The organism is Streptomyces sp. NPDC004126, from assembly GCF_050275515.1.
GTDB lineage: Bacteria > Actinomycetota > Actinomycetes > Streptomycetales > Streptomycetaceae > Streptomyces.
On the sequence record NZ_JBNNPF010000025.1, the window covers coordinates 17,354 to 40,503 of the forward strand.

Annotated in this window: 26 protein-coding genes; 18 read left to right on the forward strand and 8 right to left on the reverse strand. The window is 72.8% G+C overall.

The window, feature by feature from the left end; translation table 11 throughout:
- Nucleotides 1-3 precede the first annotated feature (3 nt).
- The 9 genes from ACQKM2_RS23165 to ACQKM2_RS23205 all read left to right on the forward strand — a co-directional run bounded on the left by ACQKM2_RS23165 (nt 4) and on the right by ACQKM2_RS23205 (nt 7,029).
- Nucleotides 4-291: an acyl carrier protein gene (locus tag ACQKM2_RS23165; protein WP_427712587.1), complete on the forward strand. Its 288-nt coding sequence runs from the start codon at nt 4-6 to the stop codon at nt 289-291.
- A complete protein-coding gene (locus ACQKM2_RS23170; protein ID WP_427712589.1) occupies nt 288-1,580 on the forward strand; it encodes an ATP-grasp domain-containing protein in 1,293 nt (430 codons plus the stop codon). Before ACQKM2_RS23165 ends, ACQKM2_RS23170 begins: the two co-directional genes overlap by 4 nt.
- Nucleotides 1,577-2,866: an MFS transporter gene (locus tag ACQKM2_RS23175; protein WP_427712592.1), complete on the forward strand. Its 1,290-nt coding sequence runs from the start codon at nt 1,577-1,579 to the stop codon at nt 2,864-2,866. Before ACQKM2_RS23170 ends, ACQKM2_RS23175 begins: the two co-directional genes overlap by 4 nt.
- 642 nt (nt 2,867-3,508) lie before the next feature.
- The gene (locus ACQKM2_RS23180; RefSeq protein WP_427712594.1) at nt 3,509-3,928 is read left to right on the forward strand and encodes a peptidase inhibitor family I36 protein; all 420 of its coding nucleotides are present in this window, start codon (nt 3,509-3,511) and stop codon (nt 3,926-3,928) included.
- A gap of 96 nt (nt 3,929-4,024) precedes the next feature.
- On the forward strand, nt 4,025-4,567 hold the full coding sequence (locus tag ACQKM2_RS23185) for a hypothetical protein (RefSeq protein ID WP_427712597.1): 543 nt from the start codon (nt 4,025-4,027) through the stop codon (nt 4,565-4,567).
- A gap of 74 nt (nt 4,568-4,641) precedes the next feature.
- Entirely contained in the window at nt 4,642-4,812 is a 171-nt protein-coding gene (locus ACQKM2_RS23190; RefSeq protein WP_427712600.1) for a hypothetical protein, read from the forward strand.
- Between the two features lie 15 nt (nt 4,813-4,827).
- Entirely contained in the window at nt 4,828-5,442 is a 615-nt protein-coding gene (locus tag ACQKM2_RS23195; protein WP_427712603.1) for a hypothetical protein, read from the forward strand.
- Between the two features lie 28 nt (nt 5,443-5,470).
- Nucleotides 5,471-6,565, forward strand: coding sequence for a terpene synthase family protein (locus ACQKM2_RS23200; protein ID WP_427712606.1), 1,095 nt, complete (start codon nt 5,471-5,473; stop codon nt 6,563-6,565).
- Nucleotides 6,566-6,696: 131 nt separating this feature from the next.
- Nucleotides 6,697-7,029: a hypothetical protein gene (locus ACQKM2_RS23205; protein WP_427712609.1), complete on the forward strand. Its 333-nt coding sequence runs from the start codon at nt 6,697-6,699 to the stop codon at nt 7,027-7,029.
- A gap of 73 nt (nt 7,030-7,102) precedes the next feature.
- On the opposite strand, the gene ACQKM2_RS23210 is transcribed toward ACQKM2_RS23205, so the two are convergent.
- The 3 genes from ACQKM2_RS23210 to ACQKM2_RS23220 form a co-directional block, all read right to left on the reverse strand.
- Nucleotides 7,103-8,275 (reverse strand): MAB_1171c family putative transporter, encoded by a 1,173-nt coding sequence (locus ACQKM2_RS23210; RefSeq protein WP_427712612.1) that lies wholly within the window; start codon nt 8,273-8,275, stop codon nt 7,103-7,105.
- A complete protein-coding gene (locus tag ACQKM2_RS23215; RefSeq protein WP_427712615.1) occupies nt 8,272-8,889 on the reverse strand; it encodes a hypothetical protein in 618 nt (205 codons plus the stop codon). The genes ACQKM2_RS23210 and ACQKM2_RS23215 overlap by 4 nt, the downstream gene beginning before the upstream one ends.
- Before the next feature lie 186 nt (nt 8,890-9,075).
- On the reverse strand, nt 9,076-9,579 hold the full coding sequence (locus ACQKM2_RS23220; protein WP_427712618.1) for an XRE family transcriptional regulator: 504 nt from the start codon (nt 9,577-9,579) through the stop codon (nt 9,076-9,078).
- Nucleotides 9,580-9,799: 220 nt separating this feature from the next.
- On the opposite strand from ACQKM2_RS23220, the gene ACQKM2_RS23225 reads away from it, so the two are divergent.
- The 4 genes from ACQKM2_RS23225 to mtnB all read left to right on the forward strand — a co-directional run bounded on the left by ACQKM2_RS23225 (nt 9,800) and on the right by mtnB (nt 12,362).
- Nucleotides 9,800-10,357 (forward strand): WD40/YVTN/BNR-like repeat-containing protein, encoded by a 558-nt coding sequence (locus tag ACQKM2_RS23225; RefSeq protein ID WP_427712621.1) that lies wholly within the window; start codon nt 9,800-9,802, stop codon nt 10,355-10,357.
- 114 nt (nt 10,358-10,471) lie between these two features.
- Nucleotides 10,472-11,056 (forward strand): 1,2-dihydroxy-3-keto-5-methylthiopentene dioxygenase, encoded by a 585-nt coding sequence (locus ACQKM2_RS23230; protein ID WP_427712624.1) that lies wholly within the window; start codon nt 10,472-10,474, stop codon nt 11,054-11,056.
- On the forward strand, nt 11,053-11,766 hold the full coding sequence (gene mtnC / locus ACQKM2_RS23235; RefSeq protein WP_427712627.1) for an acireductone synthase: 714 nt from the start codon (nt 11,053-11,055) through the stop codon (nt 11,764-11,766). Before ACQKM2_RS23230 ends, mtnC begins: the two co-directional genes overlap by 4 nt.
- Entirely contained in the window at nt 11,763-12,362 is a 600-nt protein-coding gene (gene mtnB / locus ACQKM2_RS23240) for a methylthioribulose 1-phosphate dehydratase (protein ID WP_427712630.1), read from the forward strand. The genes mtnC and mtnB overlap by 4 nt, the downstream gene beginning before the upstream one ends.
- Nucleotides 12,363-12,458: 96 nt before the next feature.
- On the opposite strand, the gene mtnA is transcribed toward mtnB, so the two are convergent.
- Nucleotides 12,459-13,490 (reverse strand): S-methyl-5-thioribose-1-phosphate isomerase, encoded by a 1,032-nt coding sequence (mtnA, locus tag ACQKM2_RS23245; protein ID WP_427712633.1) that lies wholly within the window; start codon nt 13,488-13,490, stop codon nt 12,459-12,461.
- A gap of 430 nt (nt 13,491-13,920) precedes the next feature.
- Here mtnA and ACQKM2_RS23250 point away from each other — a divergent pair, with 430 nt between their 5' ends.
- The 5 genes from ACQKM2_RS23250 to ACQKM2_RS23270 are packed head-to-tail and all read left to right on the forward strand — an operon-like array spanning nt 13,921 to nt 19,141.
- Entirely contained in the window at nt 13,921-14,970 is a 1,050-nt protein-coding gene (locus tag ACQKM2_RS23250) for a BMP family ABC transporter substrate-binding protein (protein WP_427712636.1), read from the forward strand.
- Nucleotides 14,951-16,456 carry an ABC transporter ATP-binding protein gene (locus tag ACQKM2_RS23255; protein WP_427712639.1) on the forward strand — a complete coding sequence of 502 codons (1,506 nt, stop codon included), beginning with the start codon at nt 14,951-14,953 and terminating at the stop codon, nt 16,454-16,456. Before ACQKM2_RS23250 ends, ACQKM2_RS23255 begins: the two co-directional genes overlap by 20 nt.
- Nucleotides 16,453-17,526, forward strand: a complete 1,074-nt coding sequence (locus tag ACQKM2_RS23260; protein ID WP_427712642.1) for an ABC transporter permease — start codon at nt 16,453-16,455, stop codon at nt 17,524-17,526. Before ACQKM2_RS23255 ends, ACQKM2_RS23260 begins: the two co-directional genes overlap by 4 nt.
- Nucleotides 17,523-18,392 carry an ABC transporter permease gene (locus ACQKM2_RS23265; RefSeq protein WP_427712644.1) on the forward strand — a complete coding sequence of 290 codons (870 nt, stop codon included), beginning with the start codon at nt 17,523-17,525 and terminating at the stop codon, nt 18,390-18,392. Before ACQKM2_RS23260 ends, ACQKM2_RS23265 begins: the two co-directional genes overlap by 4 nt.
- Nucleotides 18,389-19,141 (forward strand): nucleoside phosphorylase, encoded by a 753-nt coding sequence (locus ACQKM2_RS23270; RefSeq protein ID WP_427712647.1) that lies wholly within the window; start codon nt 18,389-18,391, stop codon nt 19,139-19,141. The genes ACQKM2_RS23265 and ACQKM2_RS23270 overlap by 4 nt, the downstream gene beginning before the upstream one ends.
- Before the next feature lie 7 nt (nt 19,142-19,148).
- Here ACQKM2_RS23270 and ACQKM2_RS23275 read toward each other — a convergent pair whose 3' ends face one another.
- The 4 genes from ACQKM2_RS23275 to ACQKM2_RS23290 form a co-directional block, all read right to left on the reverse strand.
- Complete coding sequence (locus ACQKM2_RS23275; protein WP_427712650.1) at nt 19,149-20,195, reverse strand: LLM class flavin-dependent oxidoreductase; 1,047 nt, start codon at nt 20,193-20,195, stop codon at nt 19,149-19,151.
- 121 nt (nt 20,196-20,316) lie between these two features.
- Nucleotides 20,317-21,084: a GNAT family N-acetyltransferase gene (locus tag ACQKM2_RS23280; RefSeq protein ID WP_427712653.1), complete on the reverse strand. Its 768-nt coding sequence runs from the start codon at nt 21,082-21,084 to the stop codon at nt 20,317-20,319.
- Entirely contained in the window at nt 21,081-22,097 is a 1,017-nt protein-coding gene (locus ACQKM2_RS23285; protein WP_427712656.1) for a transporter substrate-binding domain-containing protein, read from the reverse strand. The genes ACQKM2_RS23280 and ACQKM2_RS23285 overlap by 4 nt, the downstream gene beginning before the upstream one ends.
- A gap of 29 nt (nt 22,098-22,126) precedes the next feature.
- Nucleotides 22,127-23,119, reverse strand: a complete 993-nt coding sequence (locus ACQKM2_RS23290) for an amino acid ABC transporter permease (RefSeq protein WP_427712659.1) — start codon at nt 23,117-23,119, stop codon at nt 22,127-22,129.
- Nucleotides 23,120-23,150: the final 31 nt, after the last annotated feature.

Consider the following 23,150-nt stretch of genomic DNA (forward strand, 5'->3'; position numbering starts at 1 on the left):
CCCATGAACGACCCCCGCACGGCAGCCCTCACCGCCGAGCTGATCGACCTGTGGCAGCAGGTCCTCGGCGTGGACGGCATCGGACCGGACGACGACTTCTTCGACCTCGGCGGCAGCTCCATCACCGCGATCCGGATGGCCCCCCTGATGGGCGAACGCCTCGGCGTCGAACCGGACCTCACCCTCCTCTTCGACCACCCGACCCCCGCCGAACTGGCCGCCGCCCTCGCCCCCCAGGCCGGCGACCTCCCCGTCCCCGCGTCGGCGGGCGGCCGGGGGCCGGACGCATGACCGCCCGCCACGTGGTGGTCGTCGACCCCTACTCCTCGGGCGCGAAACTGCCCGGCCTGCTGCGCCGGGCGGGCCTCGTACCGGTCGGGGTCACCTCGTACCCCGTTCCGCCGCCCGTCTACACCACCGCCTTCCGCCCCCAGGACTTCGAGGTCCTGCTGGAAGCGGACTCCGACGACCCCGCGGCCCTCGTCGCCGTACTCGCCGCGCTGCGGCCGGTCGCCGTCCTCGCCGGAGCGGAGAGCGGCGTCCTGCTGGCCGACCGGCTGGCGGCCGCGCTCACCCCCGGACTCGCCAACGACCCCGGCCTCGCCCCGGCCCGCCGCCACAAGGGCCTGATGGCCGAAGCCCTGGCCGCCGCCGGGGTCCCCGCGATCCGTTCCGCCTTCGTACGCGGAGCCGACGAGGCCTGGGCGTGGGTGCGCGAGTGCGCCCTCGAAGGCCGGGACCTGGTCGTCAAACCCGCCCTGTCCGGCGGCACCGAGGACGTGACCCTGGTGCCCGCCGCCGACGAGGAGCGCCTGCGCACGGTGGTCGGACACCTCCTGCGGAGGGTCAACGTGCTGGGCCTGCCCAACGACGAGGTGGTGGTGCAGGAACGCGTCACCGGAACCGAGTACGTCGTCGACACCTTCAGCCACGGCGGCCGCCACACCGTCACCAACATCTGCCGCTACGGCAAGACCGCCAACGCGGGCAGCTTCGCGGTCTACGAGAGCGTCGAGTTCCTGCCGTACGACCTGCCCGGCCACGCGGAGCTGGTGGCCTACACCGAACGGGCCCTGGACGCCCTCGGGGTGCGCTTCGGACTCGCCCACAGCGAGGTCATGCTCACCCCCGACGGGCCCCGGCTGATCGAGACCGGCGTCCGGCCCCCCGGCGCCGGACTGCCCGCCCTCGCCGAACTGGCCACCGGCGAGAGCGGACTGGACCGGCTCACCCGCTGGCTCGCCGACGGCGCCGACCCGCGCCCGGACTACCGGCTGCTGTGGCCCGTCGCCGCCGTCTACGCCATCGCCCCCACCACCGGCACCATCGGCAACCTGGACGCCTACCGGCGGGCCCTCGACCTGCCGAGCTGCCGCCACGTCCACCTGGGCGTCGGCGAAGGCGACTTCGTACCCGCCACCACCGACCTGCTCTCCACCCTGCGCCTCGGATGGGCGGTCCTCGCCCACCACGACCCGCACCAGCTGCACCGCGACCGGCTCGCCTTCCGGGAGCTGGAACGCGAGGTCCACTTCACCGACACCACGACCGGCCCGATCCTTGAGGTGACCCCCCGATGACCCCACCCAGCCCGGCGGACGCCACGGCTCCGGCCGCAGCCACGAGCCTGAACCGCGACCGGGGCTTCCGCAGCCTGTGGGGCGCCCAGAGCCTGTGCCAGCTGGGCGTGCAGACCACCGAGATCACCCTGCCGCTGGTCGCCGTCCTCGCGCTGGACGCCACGCCCTTCGAGGTCGGCGCGCTGGCCTCCTTCCAGATGGTCGCCTTCCTGCTGATCGGCCTCCCGGCCGGCGCCTGGATGGACCGCCTCCGCAAGCGGCCGGTGATGGTCGCCGCGAGCCTGGGCCGGGCGGCGCTGCTGGCCTCCGTCCCCGTCGCCGGGTGGCTCGGCGTACTCACCGTGGCCCAGATGTTCGCCGTCGCGTTCGGCCTGGGCATATGCACGGTCTTCTTTGAGACCGCCTACCAGAGCTATCTCCCCTCCCTGGTCGGGCCGGAGCGGCTGCTGGAGGGCAACGCCAAGCTGGAGTCCAGCCGCTCGGTCAGCCAGGTGGCCGGCCCGAGCGCCGGCGGCTGGCTGGCGCAGTGGCTCAGCGCACCCACCGCCGTCGTCGTCAACGCCGCCGGGTTCCTGGCGGCGGCGCTGCTGCTGTGGCGCATCGACGACACCGAGGCCGCGCCCGCTCCCGCCGCCGACCGGCCCGGGATCACGGGCGAGATCCGGCAGGGCCTGAGCCTGGTGTTCGGCCACCGCGTGCTGCGCGCGATCACCCTCGCCGGTGCGCTGTTCAACCTGTCCTGGGCGGTCACCTCCGCCATGCTGGTGCTCTTCCTCCAGCGCGAGCTCGGCCTGTCCGCCGGCGCCATCGGCCTCTTCTTCGCCGTGGCGGGCCTCGCGGCCGTCGGCGGCAGCGCCCTGGTCCGGCCGGTCACGGCACGCCTCGGCGTCGGCCCCGCGATGTGGATCGGCTCCGCAGTGGTGGGCCTGCTGGGCCTCCTCGTGCCCCTCGCCGCGCACGGCTGGCGGTTCTGGCTGGCGGGCGCCGCCTTCGCCGTCCTGAACGCGGGCCTGATGATCGTGAACGTCAACAGCATGAGCTGCCGCCAGCAGCTGTGCCCGCCCGAGATGCTGGGCCGGATGAGCGCCACCATCCGCTTCGTGATGTGGGGCGTCCTCCCCATCGGCGGCGTCCTGGGCGGCCTCCTCGCCGAAACCTTCGGCGTACGCACCGCCCTGTGGACGGCGGCCGTGACCGCCCTGCTGGCCTTCGTGCCACTGGCCCTCTCCCCGCTGCGCACCGACGAGCGCTGGCAGCGGGACCGTGCCCGCCCGGCGCTGGTGTGAGGTCCGGCGCCGACTTGACAACCCACACCCGTGGCGGCTTATGTTCATCGCACACCGCATCTAGCGCACTAGATGCCAAGGGGACGGTGGGTTCACGTTCTGCGTCTAGCAGAACGCACCTGTCGATCGTGTGCGCGAACGGATGCGGACGGGGCGGCCGTCGCCCCTTGCGGTGCGGCGGCGCGCCCCTGCGGGGGCGTCGGCGTCCGGAGGGCCGGAGAGATCCCCTCCGGACGCCGGCTGCCGCGGGCGGCGGGACTCCGCGGCGCGGGCGATCTCGCGGCCCGCGGCCCATGTGAACTCCATTTATCGCCGGTGTTTGATTTAATTCTCGCCGTCGACTTTTTGCGGCGGGCGACTGGAACACATCAGTCGCCCGCCGCATTTCGCTTTTTCGGGGCGCAGCCGATTTCCTCCCCTCCCTCAACTCCTGTTGAAAGAAATCTGGTTGAGGTGGCGGCCGAACTTCACGGATCTTGCGCGAGGCGCCGTTGGCCGGGAAATGGAGAAGGACCAAGGGTCGTCCGTTTCGGGACCTTGGTCACCCCCTTGTGCGGTGCGATTGTGAAAAGGTGAAGAAACGCAGTCGGCCCCTTCTCTATATCCGGGCAGGCGTCTTTTCGATTTCCAGGGAGTTCATTCATGAGCAGGAAGCGCTCTGTCGCGAGGGCGGCGGCCTCGGCGGCCGTCCTCGGCGCGGCCGTCGCCACCTCGTCGGTCTCGGCACACGCTGCCGCTACGGCCCGGTGCTACCCCGGATCGGCCTGCGTCTACTACAACTCGAACCAGGCGGGCGCGGTGGCCGCGATGGGCCACGTGGACGGGATCCCGTCCTGGGACTTCGCCGGGGTGTTCAACTACGACACCGGGAACGGGTCGGGCACGCCCATCAAGAACAACGCGGCCTCCGCCGACAGCCGTTACGCGAGCCAGGCTGTGCGTGTTCATTACAACAGTTGGTACAAGGGCCCCTACGACGTGGTCGAGGCACAGTCCAAGCGCAATCTGAGCGTCACCTACAACGACAACGCCTCGTGGAACTACCACCCGAACCCCGTCTGAACGACACGATTGCGAAACCCATGATGAAGAACCGTCACCACGCAGTGGCGATCGCCGCCTCGGTGCTCTCGGGGGCCCTGCAACAAGTGGATCACCATGGTCGGCGAGCCCGACTTCGGGTTCATCGACTTCGCCAGGAGCAAGAACGTCGGCGTCCTGAAGGACTTCAAGGATCCGGGCACGGGCACCGGCATCGACCTGTCGGTGGACCACCTCGCCGCAGCCGCCAACGGAGTCGAGCTCCACGGCCTGACCAGTGGGAACGACGTCAACCCCGGGGACCTGGCCGGCTGGGGCGGTGACCTGGTCACCTTCTACGCCGAATGGCGGCGCGACAGCGACCGCTGGTCCTCCGGCCACACCTACTGCACGGACCGCCTCGCGAAGATCAACGTCACCACGACGTTCGGCTTCAACGACCTCATCGAGGACGTCGACGGCTATGACATCGGCCGCGCGATCCTCCAGGGCGCCACCGTGGTCGAGGCGTTCCGCGACGTCTATCAGCGCGGCGGCCACCTCCACCGCTACCGGGACCACTACGCCAACCGGCTCGGCGGTTCGCCGTCCAAGGCCGCGGCCGTGGCGGAGGAGATGCTGACCGGCGGCGGCGCGGTGCTGAGCGCCGGCCGTTCCTGACACTGACCGAGGAGAAACGCTGCCTGGCCGTCGAACGGCCCGACACGTTCCACCTGCGCCAGGACCTGACCCGCGTGGAACACCGGGCGCTGCCGCCCCGCGCCGTCTGCCACTGGAACGACGGCACGACCACCCGCATCGGCGCGCCCGTCACCACCGCGGTCTCCTTCGGACTGCTCGCCGCCTGCGCGGGTACGGCGGCCCTCGCTGCCGCGCCTACCTCGAAGAACCCGAACGACAACTGAAAGAACCCCCCTCAGATGCCTGACGTCCACCCCCGCTCCGCCCACCCCACCAGACGCCGCCTGCTCACCGCGGGTCTCGGCCTCGCCGGCACGACCGTCCTCCTGGGGGCCATGACGACCGGCACCGCGGCAGCGGCGCCCGCCCCCGGCCCCGCACCCTGGCAGGGCAGGACCAGTGCGAACGGATGGCCCCTCATCGACACGGCCACCCGCATGGAGATCGAAGGCTCCGGCCTGACCGTCCTCCTCGCCGACGGCCACCACACGGACCGGGCCGTCGCCCAGCCCTACGAGAGCAACCGGCTCTCAGGGACGGCGATCGCGATACGCCCGCTCCTGTACCCGGCCGGCGCCCGCGACGGCTGCTTCCCCGCCGAACTGACCGTCGTACGCGACATCCTGGCCGACTGCGAAGGCGTCGTACGCTGGGGCGGCGACGAGAAGACTCCCAAGGAGAGCCACTTCCGGATCGACGTACGGCCCGGAGACCGGCGCCTGCCGCAGGTCGCCGAGAAGATCTCCGGCTGGAACCTGAACACCGGCCAGGGCGCCGGTGCCACCGACTCCTTCACCCCCCGGCGGCTGCGGGCAGCCGCCGACCTCGCGGCGCGCCAGCGCACCGCCGCGTGACGCCCGGAAGACGAGAAGGACGAACGCCATGGCACCCGCACACCCCGAGGATTCCCTCGACCACGACTCCCGGTACGTACTCCCGGCGATCCCCGTGCGGCAGCCGCTGATGCTGCACCCGGACTACGGGGACACCGCGCCCGCGGTGCACGACTGGATCAGGCCGTACCTGCTGGACTGCTTCGAGGAGCGCCCGGAGGACGCCCCCAGGACCGACGGCTACCTGAAGCAGGCCCACACGTACTGGGGCGCCGCCTGTTTCCCCCACACCCTCCCCGAGAGGTTCTTCGCCCAGCAGGCGTGGATGATCTGGGCGACACTCGTCGACGACGCGTTCTCCGCTCCGGACGTCCGCGACGACACAGCCGCCCGCATACGGCTCGCGGGCGCCCTGTGCACGGCCATCGACGGAGCACCGGGCAGCGGCTCCGCAGTCGAACGGCTGGTCCGCGCCGGCCAGGAGCTCCTGGTGCCCCGGACCTTCGTCAGCGTGCGCATGGACACCCGGGCCAAGCAGGTCGTCGCCCAGCAGGCACTGCGCCCGGCCACCGCGTCGGACGACGCGGGAGGCGCCCGCGCCGATTTCGACTCCTACCTCGACGCACGAGGCGTCGACGTCTTCGGCCACTGGCTGATGGAGCTCGTGCAGTGGTCGCTAGGCATCGACCTGGGAGACGCCACCGACGAGGACGACGACCTGCGCACGGCCTGCCGGCGGGTCATGGACCACTGGATCCTCGTGAACGACCTGTACTCCTTCCCCAAGGAGAGGGAGGCCGGCGAGACCCGCAACGGCGTGCGGGTGCTGATGGCCACCGAGGACCTCACCCTGCAGCAGGCCCTCGACCGGCTCGCCGCCCGCGCCACGGAAGCCGAGGACGCCTTCGCCGCCGCCCGTGACGCGGTCCTCCAGGGCCCGCTCGGCGAACGCCCCGACATCCGCGTCTTCGTCCGCGAGCTCGGCCACATGATCTCCGGCAACCTGCGCTACCACCGCTGGACCAGCCGCTACTTCGGCACGGCCCGCGACCTCCCCGACGAGGCCCCCGGCACCACCCGCTCCGAAGGGACCAGCCTGTACGAGCGGGGGACCGTTCACCGGCCCCCGGGCGACGACTGGTGAGCCATGCCGGACGGCCTGCTGGACGGCCGCGGGGCGACACGTGCGGACACGAACGGAAGAATCGATTCCGCGCGTCGTGGCACCCCTACAGTCGGCGCTGTCTCTGACCCGTTGCGTTCCGGAGGATTCCGATGCGTCTGCGTACAGCCGTCCCCGCGGTCATGGGGGCCCTGCTCCTCACCCTCGCCATGCCGAGTTCCGCCAACGCGGCAGCCATCGGTATCTTCACCTACCGCGCGGAAGGCCACGCCCTCCCGCTGGAGCTCGTCGACCCCCCGAACGAGGAGTGCATCGACGTCCCCGGAGCCACCGACGTAGACCCCGCCAGGAACCCCCGCAACGGGACCCTGTCGAGGGCGACGGTCTTCCTCGACTTCGGCTGCCAGGGCGACACCTTCTACGTCATGAACCCGGGCAAGGTCCTCGGCAACAGGCTCACGTTCCGCTCCGTCATCTTCGGCTGACCCGGAGGCATCCCGTCCCGGCCCGGGATCCCGGGGCCGGGACGGCACCTGCCCCTCCAATGACGACCGGAGATCACACCGGCGACCGCTCCGGTCCTGGCGACTCCAGGAAGGCGTCGGCCGCGGGAGAGCGGTAGGCGCGGCCGAGCCGGCAGAGCCGGGCGACCTCCGCGTCGAAGTCGGGTTCCTCCGGGCCCGTGGGCGCGGCCCCTGCGCCGGCCGGGGAGTCGCACCGTCCCCTGGCCTCCCTGGCCGCCCGCAGTGCGAACGCCTCGGCCGCCAACTGCGCGGTCTCCGGCCCGAATCCGGCGTTCTGCGCGGCCCGGACCGCCGCTTCCCGTACCTCGGCGGTCGTATGCGGCGCGAGGGTCAGTGCGGCGTCCTGGATCTCGATCACCCGCCGGTGCAGGCGCAGCCGCGGGCCGCGCAGCAGCTCCGTGTGGAGCACGACGTCCGGTACGGCTTGCGTGAGGTCCTCCCACAGCGGCCGCAGCTCGCGCAGCCGCCGCCAGTCGTGGGCGGCCCGCCAGGCCACCCCGAGAGCGGGGAGGCTGCTGCCGGCGAGGATCAGGCCGACGGCGACGTGCTTGAGGGGGGCGGTGGCGGCGTCGGCCACGGCGTCGTACGCCTGGGGGAGGAGGCCGGGCAGCCGTCCGAGCAGGTACACCGCGCGGGAGCCGGTGTGCAGCACTCCGGCCGCCGCCCCCAGCGCCATGAAGCGTGCGCCCACCCGCAGCCAGCGGGTCCTCGCCACCCGGGCGCTGCTCCAGAGCAGTCGCCCGGCGGCGCGCAGCGCGATGCCGAGGTAGACGAGGACGACCAGGTAGTACCCGGTGGCCAAGGCGTCGCCGGCCGCCAGCCGGAAGAAGCCGACGCCGTCGGCCGGGGGCAGCCCGAACCGGTGGACGAGCCCCATGGCGGCCAGTGCGGTTGCGGCGACGAGCCGGCGGATCCGGGTACGGCGCCGCGTGCCGCTGCCGTCGACGGCGGCCACGAACTCCATGACCGCCACGGCCGCGATGACACCCAGCCCGTGTACGAGCAGGGCCGACAGCCCACCGGCGTCCACGGTGAGGTCCAAGCCGTCCGCCGTGTCGCCGAGTTGAAGGGTCATCGACGCGGCCAGGGCGGTGAAGGCCAGCCACAGGGCGCGCTGCTTCGGGCCGCGCAGGGCGGACGGCGCCCGCCAGAGGGACGCCCCCCACAGCCCGGCGAGCACGGCGTACTCGAACCCCCTCACGCTCACGTGCTCCGGATCGGATGCCCGAGGGTGTCCTGCAGGCGCACGAGCTGGTCCTCGTGCCGGGGCGACGCCGACTGCGCCGCACGGCTCGCCCGCTCGTGGATGAGCGTGGCGAGGGTCTCGGCCTTGCGCTCCTGCGGTGTCGAGTACCGAGAGCGGCCCATCAGGTGGGCGATGCGCCCCACGTCGAGCCCCAGCTCCTCGTCGACCGCTTCGCTCTCGGAGGCCGCGGCCCGGATCCGGGCCGCCTCGGCGCGGATGGCCGCGGCGACGGGCAGCTCGGCGCCGGTTGCCGGGGAGGTGTCCGTCCGGGCGGGGGCGAACTCGGGGGCGACGTGGCCGAGGAGCATGTGCGAGACCTCGTGCAGCACGATCTGCACTCTGAGGACCCCCGGGGCGGCCGCGTCGTAGAAGACGAGGTCGGCGACGTCCAGGCCGACCCACATGCCGCAGGGCAGCGCCGGGTCGGGTGGGCCGTCGAGCGGGAGCAGGACGAGCGGTCGGCCCCGCTGCTCCGCGATGCCGTCGCAGAACGTGTTGAGATCGAACGGCTGGGGGAGGGGCAACCGGTCGGCGATGGCGGTGCATTCGGCGTCTGTCCGTAGCCGCTGGAACACGTCTTGGCTCCTCGCCGTCTCAAGCAGTCGGCGAGAAGATCAACCACTTCATACTGCTTGTTTGCTTGTTCGTTTGTTTGTCGGTCCACACAGACCTTACGTGGCGAAATCGGGCATATTTGCCCAATTTGGAACCGCCTTGACCGTAATATTGCGAAGCGTCGACCCTGCCCGCGCAGGCTCGTCTCACTTCCTCCGGCGCCGCGGCGGCCGCACGTCCGGCAGGCCTTCGGCCTTGCGGAGCTGCTTGATCAGGCCTGCGACCGAGCGGAGGGAGCCCGCCGAGAGGCCGCTGAGCCGGAAGGCGGCCGCCTGGACGTTCTCGTCCTCCAGGACCTGGGCGAGCGCGTCGGCCTCCGCCGCCTTCCGGCTCTCCTCGCGGAGGCGCGCGATCCGTTCCTCGATGCGGCGCTCGACCGCCCCGGCCTCTTCGCCGTCGCCGAGATAGCCCAGGGTGACGCCGAAGAAGTTGGCAATGGCCTTGATCGACTCCACGCCCGGATTGACGTTCGCACCCCGGTGGATCGTCTGGACCGTGCCGTGGGACACGGACGGCCCCGGCAGCCGCCGGGTTCCCTCGGCGATCTCCATGTACGAATAGGGTCCCCGGTCGGCCGGGTGGATCGTCCTGATCAGGAAATCAAGACGCCCGGCCATGGTCTGCCGATCGGCGGGACTGCTCTCACCCATCGCCGCTCACCACTTCCGTTGACTGCGGAACACCCCGTGCCCTGTATGGAACGAGACTCCCGCATTCAGCGTACTAGACGCCCGAGGCCGCTTCGCCGTGCGCTGGGCGTACAGCAGGCAGGCGGAACCAAGGGCCAAAGTCCTGATCGTCCGCGCTCCGGTGCGGACCACCGGCCGTCACCGCGGCGCGCGTGCGGACCGGCCGTCGCCGACGGCCGGGATGACGCTCACCCAGTGGGAGTGGCTCGGCCCCGGCAACATCGGCGGCCGCTCCCGGGCCATCGTCGTCGACCCGGGTCACCCGACCAGGATGTGGGCCGCGAGCGCGGGCGGCGGCGTGTGGACCACCCGCAAAGGCGGCGCGAAATGGGCGCCCGTGGACGACTTCCTCGGCAACCTCGCCTGCGCGTGCATGACGATGGACCCCTCCGACCCCTCGACGCTCTACGTGGGCACCGGCGAGGGCTTCTCGAACACCGACGCCCTGCGCGGCAACGGCATCTTCCGCACCACCGACGCGACCACATGGGCACCCCTGCCGGCGACGCAGACCCCGGACTTCCGTGCGGTGAACCGGATCGCGGTGTCGGCATCGGGCACAGTCGTCCTCGCGGCCACCGACAGGGGCCTCTTCCGCAGTTCCGATCCGGCGCGGGCGACATGGACGCGGGTCCTGGACGTCCCGCTCGGCCAGGCCGCCTTCGAACCGGGCGGCGACGACACCTTCTCGCTGTTCGCCCGCGCCGAATACCGCAGGGCGCGCGTCCTGCGGATCTGAGGCCGGAACCTGCCACACGCCCGCCACGCCGCGGCAACAACGGGCGGCGAGAATCGGCCCCGGGCCGGGGCCCGCACGCCCGCACCCTCTTCCATCCCACCCTGGAGCATTCACGTGACGCTGCTGACGACCTGGCCGGAGAGCGGCCCGGAGACCGTCGTACGCCGTACCTCCGAGCCCGCCGAGATCGCCGCCGCTCTGGCGCCGCTCGGGGTCCGCTACGAACAGTGGCCGGTGCGCGACGACGTTCCGGCGGACGCCGACAGCGAGACCGTCTTCACCGCCTACCGGGCCGAGATCGACCGGCTGACCGCGGCGGAAGGCTTCGCCACCGTCGACGTGGTCGCCCTGCACCCGGACGACGACCCCGGCTTCGCCGGGAAGGCGAAGGCCGCGCGGGAGAAGTTCCTGGAGGAGCACACGCACGATGACGACGACGAAGTGCGCTTCTTCGTCGCGGGCTCCGGCATCTTCTACCTCCGCGTGGACGGTGAGGTCCACGCGGTGCTGTGCGAGCGCGGGGACCTCCTCGGCGTGCCCAAGGGCACCACCCACTGGTTCGACATGGGCACCCGGCCCGCCTTCACCGCGATCCGCTTCTTCCACGAGGAGGACGGCTGGATCGGCAGCTTCACCGGCAGCGGCATCTCGCGGCGGTTCCCCGACTGCGACACGATCACGGCGGAGTACGCCGCGTGAGTCCGGGAGCGGACGCCGTCGTACTGGACATCGAGGGCACCACGAGCTCCACCGGCTTCGTCACCGGCGTGCTCTACCCGTACGCACGCCGGCGGTTCGGCGCCCTGCTCACCGAGCGGTCCGGGGAACCGGAGGTGGCCCGCGCCCTCGCCCAGGTACGGACCGAGCTGGGGGAGCCGGACGCGGGCCCGGCGCGGATCGAGCAGGCACTGAACGCCTGGCTCGACGCGGACCGCAAGGCGACGCCGCTGAAGACGCTCCAGGGCGTGCTGTGGGCCGAGGGGTTCGCGCGCGGCGACCTCGTCTCGCACTTCTACGGGGACGTGGTGCCCGCGCTGCGACGGTGGCACGCGGCGGGCGTGCGGCTGTACGTGTACTCGTCCGGCTCGGTCGCCGCGCAGCGGGCGTGGTTCGGACACAGCCCCGAGGGGGATCTGCGCGACCTCGTCACCGGCTGGTACGACACGGAGAACGCGGGACCGAAGCTGCAGGCGGGATCCTTCCGCGCGATCGCCGAGGACACCGGGATCCCGCCCGCCAGGCTGCTGTTCCTCTCCGACCGCCCGGGCGAGCTCGACGCGGCCCGGGCGGCGGGCTGGCGGGCCGTGGGCGTGCGGCGGCCGGGGGAGCCGTACTACGCGCAGGGGCCGGGGGACCACCCACAGGCCCGGACCTTCGAGGACATCGACCCGGTGGGGAGCGGAGCATGACGGCGGTGACCGGCCTGGAGCAGGCGGGCGCGGTACTGGCGGCCGAGGCGGCGCGTTTCGCCTCCTTCGGCTGGATGCGCGGCACCTCGGGCAACCTCTCGGTACTCCTCTCCCGGGAGCCCTTCCGGCTGGCCGTCACGGCGAGCGGCCGCGACAAGGGCGAACTCACCGCCGAGGACGTGGTGCTGGTCGACGGGCAGGGCGTGGCGGTGAGCGGCGGCAGGCCGTCCGCCGAAGCGGAGCTGCACGCCCGGGTGGCCCGCCTCACCGGCGCGAACGCGGTGGTGCACGTGCACACGGTCGCCTCCGTCCTCATGGGGCGCAGGCAGCCCGGCGGCATCGTCCTGAAGGACCTGGAGATGCTCAAGGGCATCGGCCATCCCGCGGAGCGGGAGGAGGTCACCCTGCCCGTGATAGCCAACAGCCAGGACATGCGGGTGCTCGGAGACCGACTGGAGGCCGCCCGGGACCCGCGGATGCCGGCGGTGGTGGTGGCCGGGCACGGGCTGTACGTGTGGGGCGACTCCCCGCGCCAGGCCCGCCACCACACCGAGGTAGTGGAGTGGCTGCTGGAACTGGAGCTGGCGGCCGGCTGACGAGGTCCTCCGCGCCGAAGGGGCGCCCCCCGAGAGGGGAGCGCCCCTTCGGCGTGCCCGACCCCGGGGGTCCGGGCCGGGGGATCCGGGCCGGGTTCAGGCCAGGTGCAGACCGGGCAGTTCGCCCGCCGAGACCTCCAGGACGCCCCTTTCGGTGACCAGGGCGGTCACCAGAGCGCCCGGGGTCACGTCGAAGGCGGGGTTGTGGCCGCGGGAGCCCGCCGGGGCGGTGCGAACGCCCGCCCACTCCAACACCTCCTCCTCGTCCCGCAGTTCGATGGTGATGTCGTCTCCGTGCGGGGTCGCCAGGTCCACCGTCGTGGTGGGGGCGGCCACGATGAACGGGATGCCCGCGTACGCGCAGGCCAGCGCGATGCCGACCGTGCCGACCTTGTTCGCGGTGTCGCCGTTCGCCGCGATCCGGTCGGCGCCCACCACCGCGGCGTCCACCTCCCCGCGCAGAATCGTTCCGGCCGCCGCGCCATCGGCCTGGACGTAGTGCGCGATGCCCTCCTGGGCCAGCTCCCAGGCGGTCAGCCGGGCCCCCTGCAGGAGCGGCCGCGTCTCGTCGGCGTACACCGTCTCCAGTCGTTCACGCGCGTGCAGTTCCCGGATCACGCCGAGCGCCGTGCCCCAGCCGGCCGTGGCGAGCGCCCCGGTGTTGCAGTGCGTCAGGACGCGCAGCGGGCGGTCCTCGGCCTGCCGCTTCAGCAGCCAGTCCGCGCCGTGCGCGCCCAGTGCGTGGTTGGCCTCCACGTCCTCGCGCTGCACGGCGGCCGCCTCGGCCAGCACCGCGGTCACGCCGCCGTCCAGCCGGGCCAGCACCCGGTCCACGGAGACGGCCAGGTTGACCGCGGTCGGCCGGGCCGCCCGGATCCGGGCCACCTCCGCACGTATCCGGGCGCCGTCCCAACCCTCGCGCTCCGCCTGCAGCAGCGCGATCGCCACGCCGTACGCCCCGGCCGCGCCGATCGCCGGGGCGCCGCGCACCACCAGCCGCCTGACCGCGTGGACCAGGCCGTCCACGTCCGTGACGCGCAGCACCTCCTCGCTGTGCGGCAGAGCGGTCTGGTCGATCAGCGCGAGACCGTCTCCGGCCCACTCGACGGCACGCAGTTCCCTGGTCATGGCAGTGCACTCCAAATGCTCGGAAGGGGCGGGGGGAGGGGTGCGCGCCACCGTACAGCAGTCCTGGGAACCAGAGTTCGAGACGGAGGACGGGTCCGGCCGCACCCGGTGTTACGCTCCTGGCCTCAACGATCTGTTGCACCCAGTCCGAGGAGGAGAGCGCACATGCTGCTGACGCTGCGCCGCTACCTCGACTACGGCCGGTGCGCCAGCGACGCCTGTCGCGGCTGAGCGCCCCCTCGCCGAACCACTGACGAGCCCTTTCGGAACTCGTCCGATTTCACATCGATTTCATCGATGCACCGCGCCGTTCACACCAGAGCGGCCGCGCACCCCCGCGCCCCCGCGCCCCCCCGCCCACCCCCGCGCACCCCAGAGCCGCCGTACTCCCGTTCGCCGTGCTCCCGTGCAGTCCCGGAAGGCCACCCCCATGTCCCGCAGACCCCGTACCCGCGCCCTTCGAGTCGCCGCCGCCGTGGCGTCAGGCGCCCTGCTCGCCACCGGCTGCAACGCCGCGGCGGCGAAGAAGGAGGAGGGCGGCAAGGGCGCCGGCCCCGCGTTCACGCTCGTCACCCCCGACGCGGTGGGGCAGAACGAGTTCCTGAAGCTCTCCGTGGACGGCGTGAAGGCCGCGGCCGCGGCACGCTCGGGAAGCTCCAGGGTGTACGAGTCCACCGACGCGGCCTCCCGGCAGCAGAACGTCCAGGCCGCCGTCGACGCCAAGCCCGAGGTCATCGTCCTGGTCGGCTTCGAGTTCGCCGACCTGGTGGCCCAGCAGGCCGAGGCCCACCCGGACCAGAGGTTCCTGGTGGTCGACGCCTGCACCGGGAAGACGTACGCCAACGTGAGCTGCGCCGTCTTCCGGGAGCACGAAGCCGTCTTCCTGGCCGGTGCCGAAGCCGGGCTGCTCACCAAGAGCGGCAAGGTCGGGGCGGTCGACGTGATCGACACCCCGCAGTTCCGCCGGTACAGCGAGCCGTTCGCGGCCGGGGCCAAGGCGGTCACGCCGTCGAGCGAGGCGTCCACCCGCTTCGTCGGCGGCCAGTCCCCCTTCAACGACTCGGCCCGCGCCAAGGAGCAGGCGAACTCCCTGATCTCGGGCGGCACCGACCAGGTGCTGGCGGCCGCGGCCGCGGGCAACTACGGGGTATTCGAGGCGGCGAAGGCCAAGGGCGCCCTCGCGTACGGCGTGGACGTCAACCAGTGCCCCTCCGCACCCGGCACCGTCGTCGACAACGTCGTCAAGAAGACCGACGTCGCCGTGCGCAAGGGCATCGAGCAGGTCATCGGCGGCCAGGCCGGCGGGACCGCCTCCTACGGGCTCAAGGAGGGCGGCATCAGCCTGACCGGGCTGGAGGAGGGCGTCGCCGGATCCCAGTGCGTCATCGCACAGCACCCCCAGGTCCTCGACCGGGTGAAGCAGCTGCGCGACCAGATCGTCTCCGGGGAGCTGAAGGTCGATGACCCGGCTGCCAAGTAACCCCGAAGAGGCGGTCGTCGAGCTCGCCGGCATCACCAAGCGCTACCCCGGCACCCTCGCGAACGACGCCGTCGACCTGAGCGTGCGCAGCGGCGAGATCCACGCCCTGATGGGGGAGAACGGCGCCGGGAAGTCCACCCTCGTGTCCGTCCTGTACGGGGAGGTACAGCCGGACGCCGGGACGATCCGGATCGACGGGCGCGAAGTCCGCTTCTCCGGCCCGTCGGACGCGATCGACGCCGGACTCGGCATGGTCCACCAGGGCTTCCGGCTCTTCGACTCGCTGACCGTCGCCGAGAACGTCGTCTTCCGCGCCGAACCCCGCCGCCGCGGACTCCTCGACCGGGCGGCCGCGCGCCGGCGGGTCGCCGAACTCGCCGAAGAGCACGGGCTGCCCGTCGACCCCGACGCCCGCGTCGCCACCCTGCCCGTCGGAGTGCGGCAGCGCGTGGAGATCCTCAAGCTGCTGCACCGCGGCGCCCGCGTCCTGATCCTCGACGAACCGACGGCCGTACTCACCCCCGACGAGGCGGGCCGGCTCTTCACCGTCCTCAAGTCCCTCGCCGCCGAAGGCCGTTCCGTCATCCTCGTCACCCACAAGCTCCACGAGGTGCTGGAGGGCACCGACCGCGTCACCGTGCTGCGCGACGGGAGCGTCACCGCCCGGCTGCGGACCCGCGACACCACCGCGGGCGAACTCGCCGAGGCGATGACCGGCCGCCGCGTGGACCTCGACCGCCCGCACCCGCCCGGCACTCCCGGCCCGGACGTGCTGACCGTGACCGGCGTACGCGGAGTGGACCTGACCGTACGGGCCGGCGAGATCGTCGGCATCGCCGGTGTCGCCGGCAACGGCCAGAGCGAACTCGTCGAGGCGATCGCCGGCCTGCGCCCCGTCGGGGCGGGCCGCATCGAACTCGCCGGACAGGACGTCACGCACGCCTCGCCCGTCCGGCGCCGCGCGGCGGGCCTCGCCTACGTACCCGAGGACCGCGCGGCCGTGGGCACCGCGCCCACCGCCTCGGTCGCCGACAACCTGGCGATGGGCCACCACCGGCGGCTCGCCACCCGCCGCGGACTCCTGCGCCCCGCGGTCCTGCGCGCGCACGCCCGTACCCTGATCGACCGCTTCGGCATCAAGACGCCCTCACCCGCCGCCCCGGCCGGCGCACTGTCCGGGGGCAACCTCCAAAAACTCCTCGTCGGACGCGAACTCGCCCACGAGGCACCCCTGCTGCTCGTGGAACAGCCCACGCGCGGCGTGGACATCGGCGCGGTCCGGCACATCCACGACCAGCTGATCACCTACCGGGACGCGGGCCACGCGGTGCTCCTCGTCTCGGCGGAACTCAGCGAGATCCGCGCCCTGTCCGACCGGGTCCTCGTCATGTACGAGGGCCGGATCACGGCCTCCTACACCCGCGACCAGGCCGACGAACGCAGCCTGGGTCTCGCCCTCGCCGGAGCGGAGGCCCGACCGGCATGACCGCAACGGCCACCCCCTCCTCGCGCACGGACCTCCTGCGCTCTCCCGTCCTCTTCTCCGTCGTCGCCGCCCTCGCCATCGGCGCGCTCCTGCTGGCCGGCACCGGGGCGGACCCGCTCACCGGGTACACCGCCCTGATCAGCGGATCCCTCGGCCCCGACGGGCTCGCCGCCACCCTGACCACCGGCACCAGCGTCCTCGGCATGGCCCTCGCCCTGGCCGTGCCGCTGCGCGCCGGACTCATCAACCTCGGCGGCGACGGCCAGCTGGTGCTCGGCGGCCTCGCCGCCACGGTCACCGGCCTCTACGCCCCCTTGCCAGCCCCCCTCGCCGTCGCCGCGGCCCTCCTGGCCGGCATGGCAGCCGGCTCCGCGTACGCCGTACTCGCCGCGGTTTGCGAAACCCGGCTCGGGGTCCCACTGCTGGTCAGCAGCCTGCTCCTGTCCTACCCGGCCGTCTCCTTCGCCTCGTACCTGGCGCGCTACCCGCTCAAGGAGCCCGGCTCCAGCCTCCCGCAGACCCGGCGGCTGCCCGAAGGCGTCGCCCTGCCCGCCCTCGGATCGACCACGATCACCGTCGGCCTGCTCCTCGTCGCCGCCGCGGCCGCCGTCCACGCCTTCGCCGATGCGCGCACCGGCTCCGGGTACGAGGCCCGCATGACCGGCCTGGGCCCCCGGTTCGCCGCCTACGCCGGCGTGGACCGGCCCCGGCTGACGCTGCGCCTGATGGCCACCTCCGGCGCCCTCGCCGGCCTGGTCGGGGCCATCGGGGTGCTGAGCTTCCCGTACCGCTTCCTCGACGGGGCGCTCACGGCGCCCGGCTACACCTGGACCGGGCTGACGGCGGCGCTGCTCGCCGCCGCCGCACCGCTCGGCACCGTCCTCGCCGCGTTCTTCTTCACCGCCCTGCAGGTCGGCGGCCTGAGCATGGAGCGCGCCACCGAGGTACCGCGCGAGCTGACCCAGGTGCTGCAGGCCCTGGTCGTCGTCTTCCTCGCCGCCCGGCTGCGGATGCCCCGGCGCCCGGCCGGCCGCCGTACGCGCGGCGAACAGGAAGAAGCCGCCCGATGACCCTCGACCTCGACCTCCTCCAGTCGGTGCTGCGCGCGCTGACCCCGATCCTGCTCGCCGCCCTCGGCGGGGCGATCTGCGAGCGGGCCGGCGTATTCAACATCGGCCTCGAAGGCATGATGCTGACCGGCTGCTTCAGCGCCGTCGCCACCAGCTGGTTCACCGGCAGCCCGTGGCTCGGCGTGGTCGCGGCAGCGCTCGCCGGCGCCGCGTACTCCCTGGTCCTGGCCGTGGGCGCGGTCACCCTGCGCGGCGACGCCGTCGTACTGGGCGTGGCCATGAACCTCCTCGCCCTCGGACTCACCGGATTCCTGCTGCGTACCGTCTTCGGCGTACGGGGCACCTTCGACGACCCCGGCCTCATCGGGCTCCCCCTGATCGGCGGCCAGTCACCGCTCGCCTACCTCTCCTGGGCCGCCGTCGCCCTCACCGCCTTCATCCTCACCCGGCACGTGTGGGGACTGCGGCTGCGCGGGGCCGGCGAAGCACCCGACGCCGCGGCGGCCCTGGGCGTGAGCCCCGTCGCGTACCGCTACGCCGCGGTCCTGGCGTCCGGGGTCCTGTGCGGCCTCGGCGGAGCCCAGCTGGCCCTCGGCAACGTCACCCTCTTCTCCGAGAACATGACCGCGGGCCGCGGCTGGATCGCCGTGGTCGCCGTCATGCTCGGGCGCGCCGCGCCCGTGGGCGTACTGCTCTCGGCCCTGCTGTTCGCCCTCGCCGAAGCGGTCGGCTTCCGCCTGCAGGGCCTCGGCCTCCCGCAGCAGGCCACGGACGCCGCCCCGTACGCCGTCACCCTCGCGGCGCTCTTCCTGACCACGGCGCGCCGCCGCCGTACCGCCCGCACGAAGACCGGAGCCGCCACATGACGCTGGACCTGCTGCCCCTCACCCGCATCCCGGCCACCGGCCTGCCCTCCTCCGCACTGGTGGTGGGCGACCCGGCGCGGGCCGCGACCGTCGCGGAACTCCTCGACGGTGCCGAGGAGGTGTCCCACCACCGCGAGTACCGCCTCTTCACCGGGAGCTGGTCGGGGCTGCCCGTGGCGGTCGCCTCACACGGGGTCGGCGGCCCCGGAGCGATCCTGCTCTTCCGGGAGCTGGCCGACGCGGGCGTACGCACCCTCATCAGACTGGGCACGGCGGGGGCGATCCGCTCCGGCATCGCCGACGGCGACCTGGTGATCGCCGAGGGGGCGGTCCGCGACGACGGGGTGACCGCACAGCTGCTGCCACCGGAGTATCCCGCGGTGGCCGCGCCGGAAGCGGTCCTCGCACTCGCGAGGGCGGCCCGCGAGGCATCATCCGCCCCCCACCACCGGGGCATCGTCTGGACCCGCGCCGCGTTCCAGCCGGGCCTGCTCCCCGTCCCGGAGTACGGGAAGGCCGGCGTCGCCGCGATCGAGATGGAACTCTCCGCGCTGCTGGTGACGGCCTCCCTGCGCGGACTGACCGCGGGCGGCGTACTGGTGGTGGACGGGACGAACGCCGACGACCTCGTGGACGTGGAGGCCACCGGCGGCTACGACCCGCACCGCCAGGTGGTCGCGGACGGCGTCGGGCGGGCCGCCACCGTGGCCCTGGAGGCGCTGCGGCTACTGGCCGAGGACGGGCGGTGAGCCGATCTCACGCCGGCGGGAAGGCGGGGCCGGGGATCTCGCGCCGCAGTACGGGGGCGATGTCCGACTGGAAGAGCTCCAACGAGGCGCGGTGCTCGGCGCCGGTGAGCCCGCCCGGTTCGGCCTGGAGGTGCAGGACGCTGTGGCCGAACTCCGCGTGGTAGCGGTGGACCTTCTCGATCACCTGCTGGGGGCTGCCGATCAGTGCCGAGCTGCGCTCGATGAACTCCTCCAGCGTCGCGAACACCGGAGCCAGGCCCTGCCGCGCGTGCGCGTCGAGGTACCGGGCGAAGGCCGGCCGGTACGCCAGCGCCGCCTGCTGCGAGGTGGGGGCCGTGTGGAAGCCGGCCGTGCCCGCGCCGACGACCGCGTGCGCGGGATCGTGCCCGTAGTGCTCCCACCGCTCCCGGTAGTGCCGGACCAGCTCGGCGTACGGGCCGATGGGATGGGTGACGTTCGCGGAGAAGAGCGGGTCCCCGTGGCGTGCGGCGAGGTCGACGGACTCCCGGCTGGTGGCGCTCCCGTGCCAGATCCGGACGGCCCGCTGGTACGGCCTCGGCAGCACCTCCGCTCCGGCCAGGGCGGGGCGGAAGCGGGGCGCGGCGGTCACCTTGTCCTCGCGCCAGATCCGCCGGAACAGCTCGTAGCCCTCCGTGTTGCGCTCCCACTGGTCCTCCGGGGTGACGTCGAAGAGCTCCCGCTGCGCCGTGCCGTTGCCCTTGCCGATCATCAGCTCCAGACGGCCGTCGGAGAGGTGGTCGAGGGTCGCGTAGTCCTCGTACGCCCGCACCGGGTCGAGCAGGCTCAGGGTGGTGACGGCGGTGAACAGCCGGATCCGGCGGGTGAGCGCGGCGATGTGGGAGAGGACCACGGGCGGTGAGGAGGACAGGAAGGGCCGTTCGTGGCGCTCGCCCACCCCGAAGCCGTCGAAGCCGAGTTCCTCCGCGAGCTGCGCGGCGGCCACGACCTCGCGGAACCGCTGGTGCGTGGGGGTGGGGGCACCCGTCACCGGGTCCGTGGAATCCGTGATCAGGGTGATGGCCAGGAACTTCACGCGGCCACCACCCGTCGGGCTGCCGGGAGAGGGATTTCGGTCACGGCGAGCGGCATCTTCCTGATCGGCCCTGCGAAAGGGGAAAGGGGAAAGGAGAAACGGGAAAGGGGAAGGGGGAATTTCAGGGGCGTTGGCCGGGTGTACCTGACGGGGCCCGGACCGCCATGAAGAAGGGACGGCGGCGCACGGTGAAACCGATCGATTCGTAGAGCCGCACGGCACCCGTGTTGGCCGCGGAGGTGTGCAGGAAGGGGACCTCGCCCCGCTCCCGGATGCCCGCCGCCACGGCGCGCACCAGCCGGGTCGCCAGGCCCCGGCCCCGGTGCGCGGGATGGGTGCACACCGCGCTGATCTCGGTCCAGCCGGGAGGGCGCAGCCGCTCCCCGGCCATGGCGATCAGCCGGCCCCGGTGGCGGATGCCGAGGTACGTGCCCAGTTCCACGGTGCGCGGCAGGAACGGCCCCGGCTTGGTGAGCCCGATCAGGGCGAGCATCTCCGGTACGTCGGCGGGCCCCAGCCGGCGCGCCTCCCGGGCGTGTCCGGCGCGCAGCGAGGTGTCGACCAGCTGGACCCCTTCGACGGAGCCGACGGTCTCCCAGCCCTCGGGCGGGGTCAGGACGCCGGAGAGCGCGGCGGTGCCGCCCGCGCCGACCAGCACGGCCAGGTCGGCCCAGGAGCGCGGGTCGGCCGGGTCGGCGAGGGCGGCGAAGGGGGCGACGACCGGGTCGTACCGGGCGGCGCGGGAGGTACCGGCCGGCGCTCCGCGCGGGTGCTCGGCGAAGGCGGAGTGCGCGCCGGACAGCGAGGCCCACGCCACGTTGTCCAGGACGTGGGGGGAGAGCGCGGCCCGCGTACCGGTGCCGACGCCCGTGTTCGTGTTCGTGCTCATGAGCCGGCCGGGGGCAGGCCGGGCGGGTTCACCTCGGAGGTGGTGACGGCCTCGTTCGAGAGGTTCCAGGCCGCCAGGAGACGGGCGTACTGGCCATTGGCGATCAGGTGGTTGACCGCCCCGGCCAGGGGCTTCGCCAGCCCGCCGTCCTTCTTCGCCGTCGCGGCGATCAGGCCCTGGAGGCCCTCGCCCGCGCCGGAGAAGGAACCGGCGTTGCGCGTGGGCGCGTTGCCGCCCGCCGTCTGGGTGATGTGGTACGCGATGGAGGGGTTGGGGCCGAAATTGAGGTCGATCTTCCGGCCGCTCAGCGCCAGGTAGACGCTGTTGGGGTCGGGGAAGTACTTGATCTCGACGTCCTTGCCCTCGGACCGGAGTTTCGCCTGCCACTCCAGCAGGATCTTCTCCTGGTTGGTGCCCTTGCTGACCGACACCGTCTTCCCCGCGAGGGCGCGGTGGTCGCCGCCGAAGTTCCAGGTGCTGTCCTTCAGCACCTCGAAGGCCAGGTTGTCCTGCCGGTAGGAGGCGAACTCGTACTTCTTCTTCCGGTCCTCGGTGACCGTCACGTTGGAGAAGGCCGCGTCGACCTTGCCGCTGTCGATGCCGACGAAGAGGTTCTCCCAGGTGGAGTTCTTGAACACCGGCTTCAGCCCCAGGGTCGCGGCGACCAGGCGGCCGAGGTCCGGTTCCGCGCCCGTGACGGTCTTCTGGTCGGTGCCGACGTAGGCGAGCGGCGGGAAGCCGGCGGGCAGGGCGCCGACGCCGATGACCAGCTCGCCGCGTTCGCGGACGGCCTTCGGCAGCTGTGCGCGCAGGGACTCGACGACGGGGACGGACAGTTCGGCCTGCTGGGCGGCCCCGTTGGAGACGGCGCCGATGGTCACCTCGCCCGGCGCGCCGCCGTCGGCCTTCGCGTCGCCGCCGCACGCCGTGAGCCCGGTGGCGAGGGCGGCGGTGGCGGTCGCCGCGCCGAGGCCGCGGACGAGTCTGGTGCGCAGGGTGGACTGGCGTCGCATGGAGTTCCTTCTGATACGTGTGGACGGGGTCACGGGGCCGTCTCCCGACGGAAGCGGAGCCGCAGTTCGCGCAGGCCCGCCCGGGCCCGCTGGAGGGGGGTCGGCGGCACGGCGCGCAGGGCGCCGCGGGCGTAGTGGCGCTCGACGTGGTACTGCACGGCGGAGACCAGGCTGGTGAGGATCACGTACCAGACGGTCGCCACCAGCAGCAGCGGCACCACGTCGCCGGGATAGGTGGCGGCCAGGCTCTGCACGGCGCCGAACAGGTCGAGCAGCGAGACGTAGAAGACGAGCGAGGTGGCCTTGAGCAGGCCGATCAGCTGGTTGACGTAGGAGGGGACGATCGAGCGGAGCGCCTGGGGGAAGACGATCCGGGTGAACTGCCGCCACCGGGGGATCCCGAGCGCGGCCGCGGCCTCGTGCTGGCCCTGGTCGACGGAGAGCACGCCGGCCCGGACGACCTCGGCCGCGTACGCCGCCTCGCACATGCCCAGGCCGACCACGGCGACCACGATGTCGGTGGCGAGCCGGGACTCGTCGAAGGTGACGAAGGCGGGCCCGAACGGCACCCCGATGCTCAGCGTGGGATAGAGGGCACTGAGGTTGTAGAGGAAGATCAGGACGACGATCAGCGGCACGGAGCGGAACAGCCAGACGTACGTCCAGCTGACCGACCTCAGCACCGCGTTGCCCGACAGGCGGCCGAGGGCGAGCAGGACCCCGCCGGCCAGACCGAGGACCGCGCTGTACGCGGTCACCTGGAGGGTGATGAGCAGCCCGTCGAGCACGACCGGACGGAGGAACCAGTACGCGAAGCGGTCCCATTGGTAGAAGGGATTGGTGATCAGCCCGTGTGCGGCCTGGGAGGCCAGCACCAGTACGACGACTGCGGCCGCCCAGCGGCCGGGGCGGCGGAGCGGGAGGACCCGCTCGGCCGGCCCCGGGGGGTCCGCACGGCCGGGGGGTGCGGAAAGGAGCAGTGGCTCGGTCAAGGACACTCCAGCGACTTCGGCGGACCGCATCATCGAAAAGCAGCCGTCACGCCGTGAAGGA

Coding starts and splice junctions, on each gene's coding strand:
- ACQKM2_RS23165 (WP_427712587.1), top strand. CDS start 4: ATGAACGACCCCCGCACGGCAGCCCTCACCGCCGAGCTGATCGACCTG.
- ACQKM2_RS23170 (WP_427712589.1), top strand. CDS start 288: ATGACCGCCCGCCACGTGGTGGTCGTCGACCCCTACTCCTCGGGCGCG.
- ACQKM2_RS23175 (WP_427712592.1), top strand. CDS start 1,577: ATGACCCCACCCAGCCCGGCGGACGCCACGGCTCCGGCCGCAGCCACG.
- ACQKM2_RS23180 (WP_427712594.1), top strand. CDS start 3,509: ATGAGCAGGAAGCGCTCTGTCGCGAGGGCGGCGGCCTCGGCGGCCGTC.
- ACQKM2_RS23185 (WP_427712597.1), top strand. CDS start 4,025: ATGGTCGGCGAGCCCGACTTCGGGTTCATCGACTTCGCCAGGAGCAAG.
- ACQKM2_RS23195 (WP_427712603.1), top strand. CDS start 4,828: ATGCCTGACGTCCACCCCCGCTCCGCCCACCCCACCAGACGCCGCCTG.
- ACQKM2_RS23200 (WP_427712606.1), top strand. CDS start 5,471: ATGGCACCCGCACACCCCGAGGATTCCCTCGACCACGACTCCCGGTAC.
- ACQKM2_RS23205 (WP_427712609.1), top strand. CDS start 6,697: ATGCGTCTGCGTACAGCCGTCCCCGCGGTCATGGGGGCCCTGCTCCTC.
- ACQKM2_RS23220 (WP_427712618.1), bottom strand. CDS start 9,579: ATGGGTGAGAGCAGTCCCGCCGATCGGCAGACCATGGCCGGGCGTCTT.
- ACQKM2_RS23225 (WP_427712621.1), top strand. CDS start 9,800: ATGACGCTCACCCAGTGGGAGTGGCTCGGCCCCGGCAACATCGGCGGC.
- mtnB (WP_427712630.1), top strand. CDS start 11,763: ATGACGGCGGTGACCGGCCTGGAGCAGGCGGGCGCGGTACTGGCGGCC.
- mtnA (WP_427712633.1), bottom strand. CDS start 13,490: ATGACCAGGGAACTGCGTGCCGTCGAGTGGGCCGGAGACGGTCTCGCG.
- ACQKM2_RS23250 (WP_427712636.1), top strand. CDS start 13,921: ATGTCCCGCAGACCCCGTACCCGCGCCCTTCGAGTCGCCGCCGCCGTG.
- ACQKM2_RS23255 (WP_427712639.1), top strand. CDS start 14,951: ATGACCCGGCTGCCAAGTAACCCCGAAGAGGCGGTCGTCGAGCTCGCC.
- ACQKM2_RS23260 (WP_427712642.1), top strand. CDS start 16,453: ATGACCGCAACGGCCACCCCCTCCTCGCGCACGGACCTCCTGCGCTCT.
- ACQKM2_RS23265 (WP_427712644.1), top strand. CDS start 17,523: ATGACCCTCGACCTCGACCTCCTCCAGTCGGTGCTGCGCGCGCTGACC.
- ACQKM2_RS23270 (WP_427712647.1), top strand. CDS start 18,389: ATGACGCTGGACCTGCTGCCCCTCACCCGCATCCCGGCCACCGGCCTG.
- ACQKM2_RS23280 (WP_427712653.1), bottom strand. CDS start 21,084: ATGAGCACGAACACGAACACGGGCGTCGGCACCGGTACGCGGGCCGCG.
- ACQKM2_RS23285 (WP_427712656.1), bottom strand. CDS start 22,097: ATGCGACGCCAGTCCACCCTGCGCACCAGACTCGTCCGCGGCCTCGGC.
- ACQKM2_RS23290 (WP_427712659.1), bottom strand. CDS start 23,119: ATGCGGTCCGCCGAAGTCGCTGGAGTGTCCTTGACCGAGCCACTGCTC.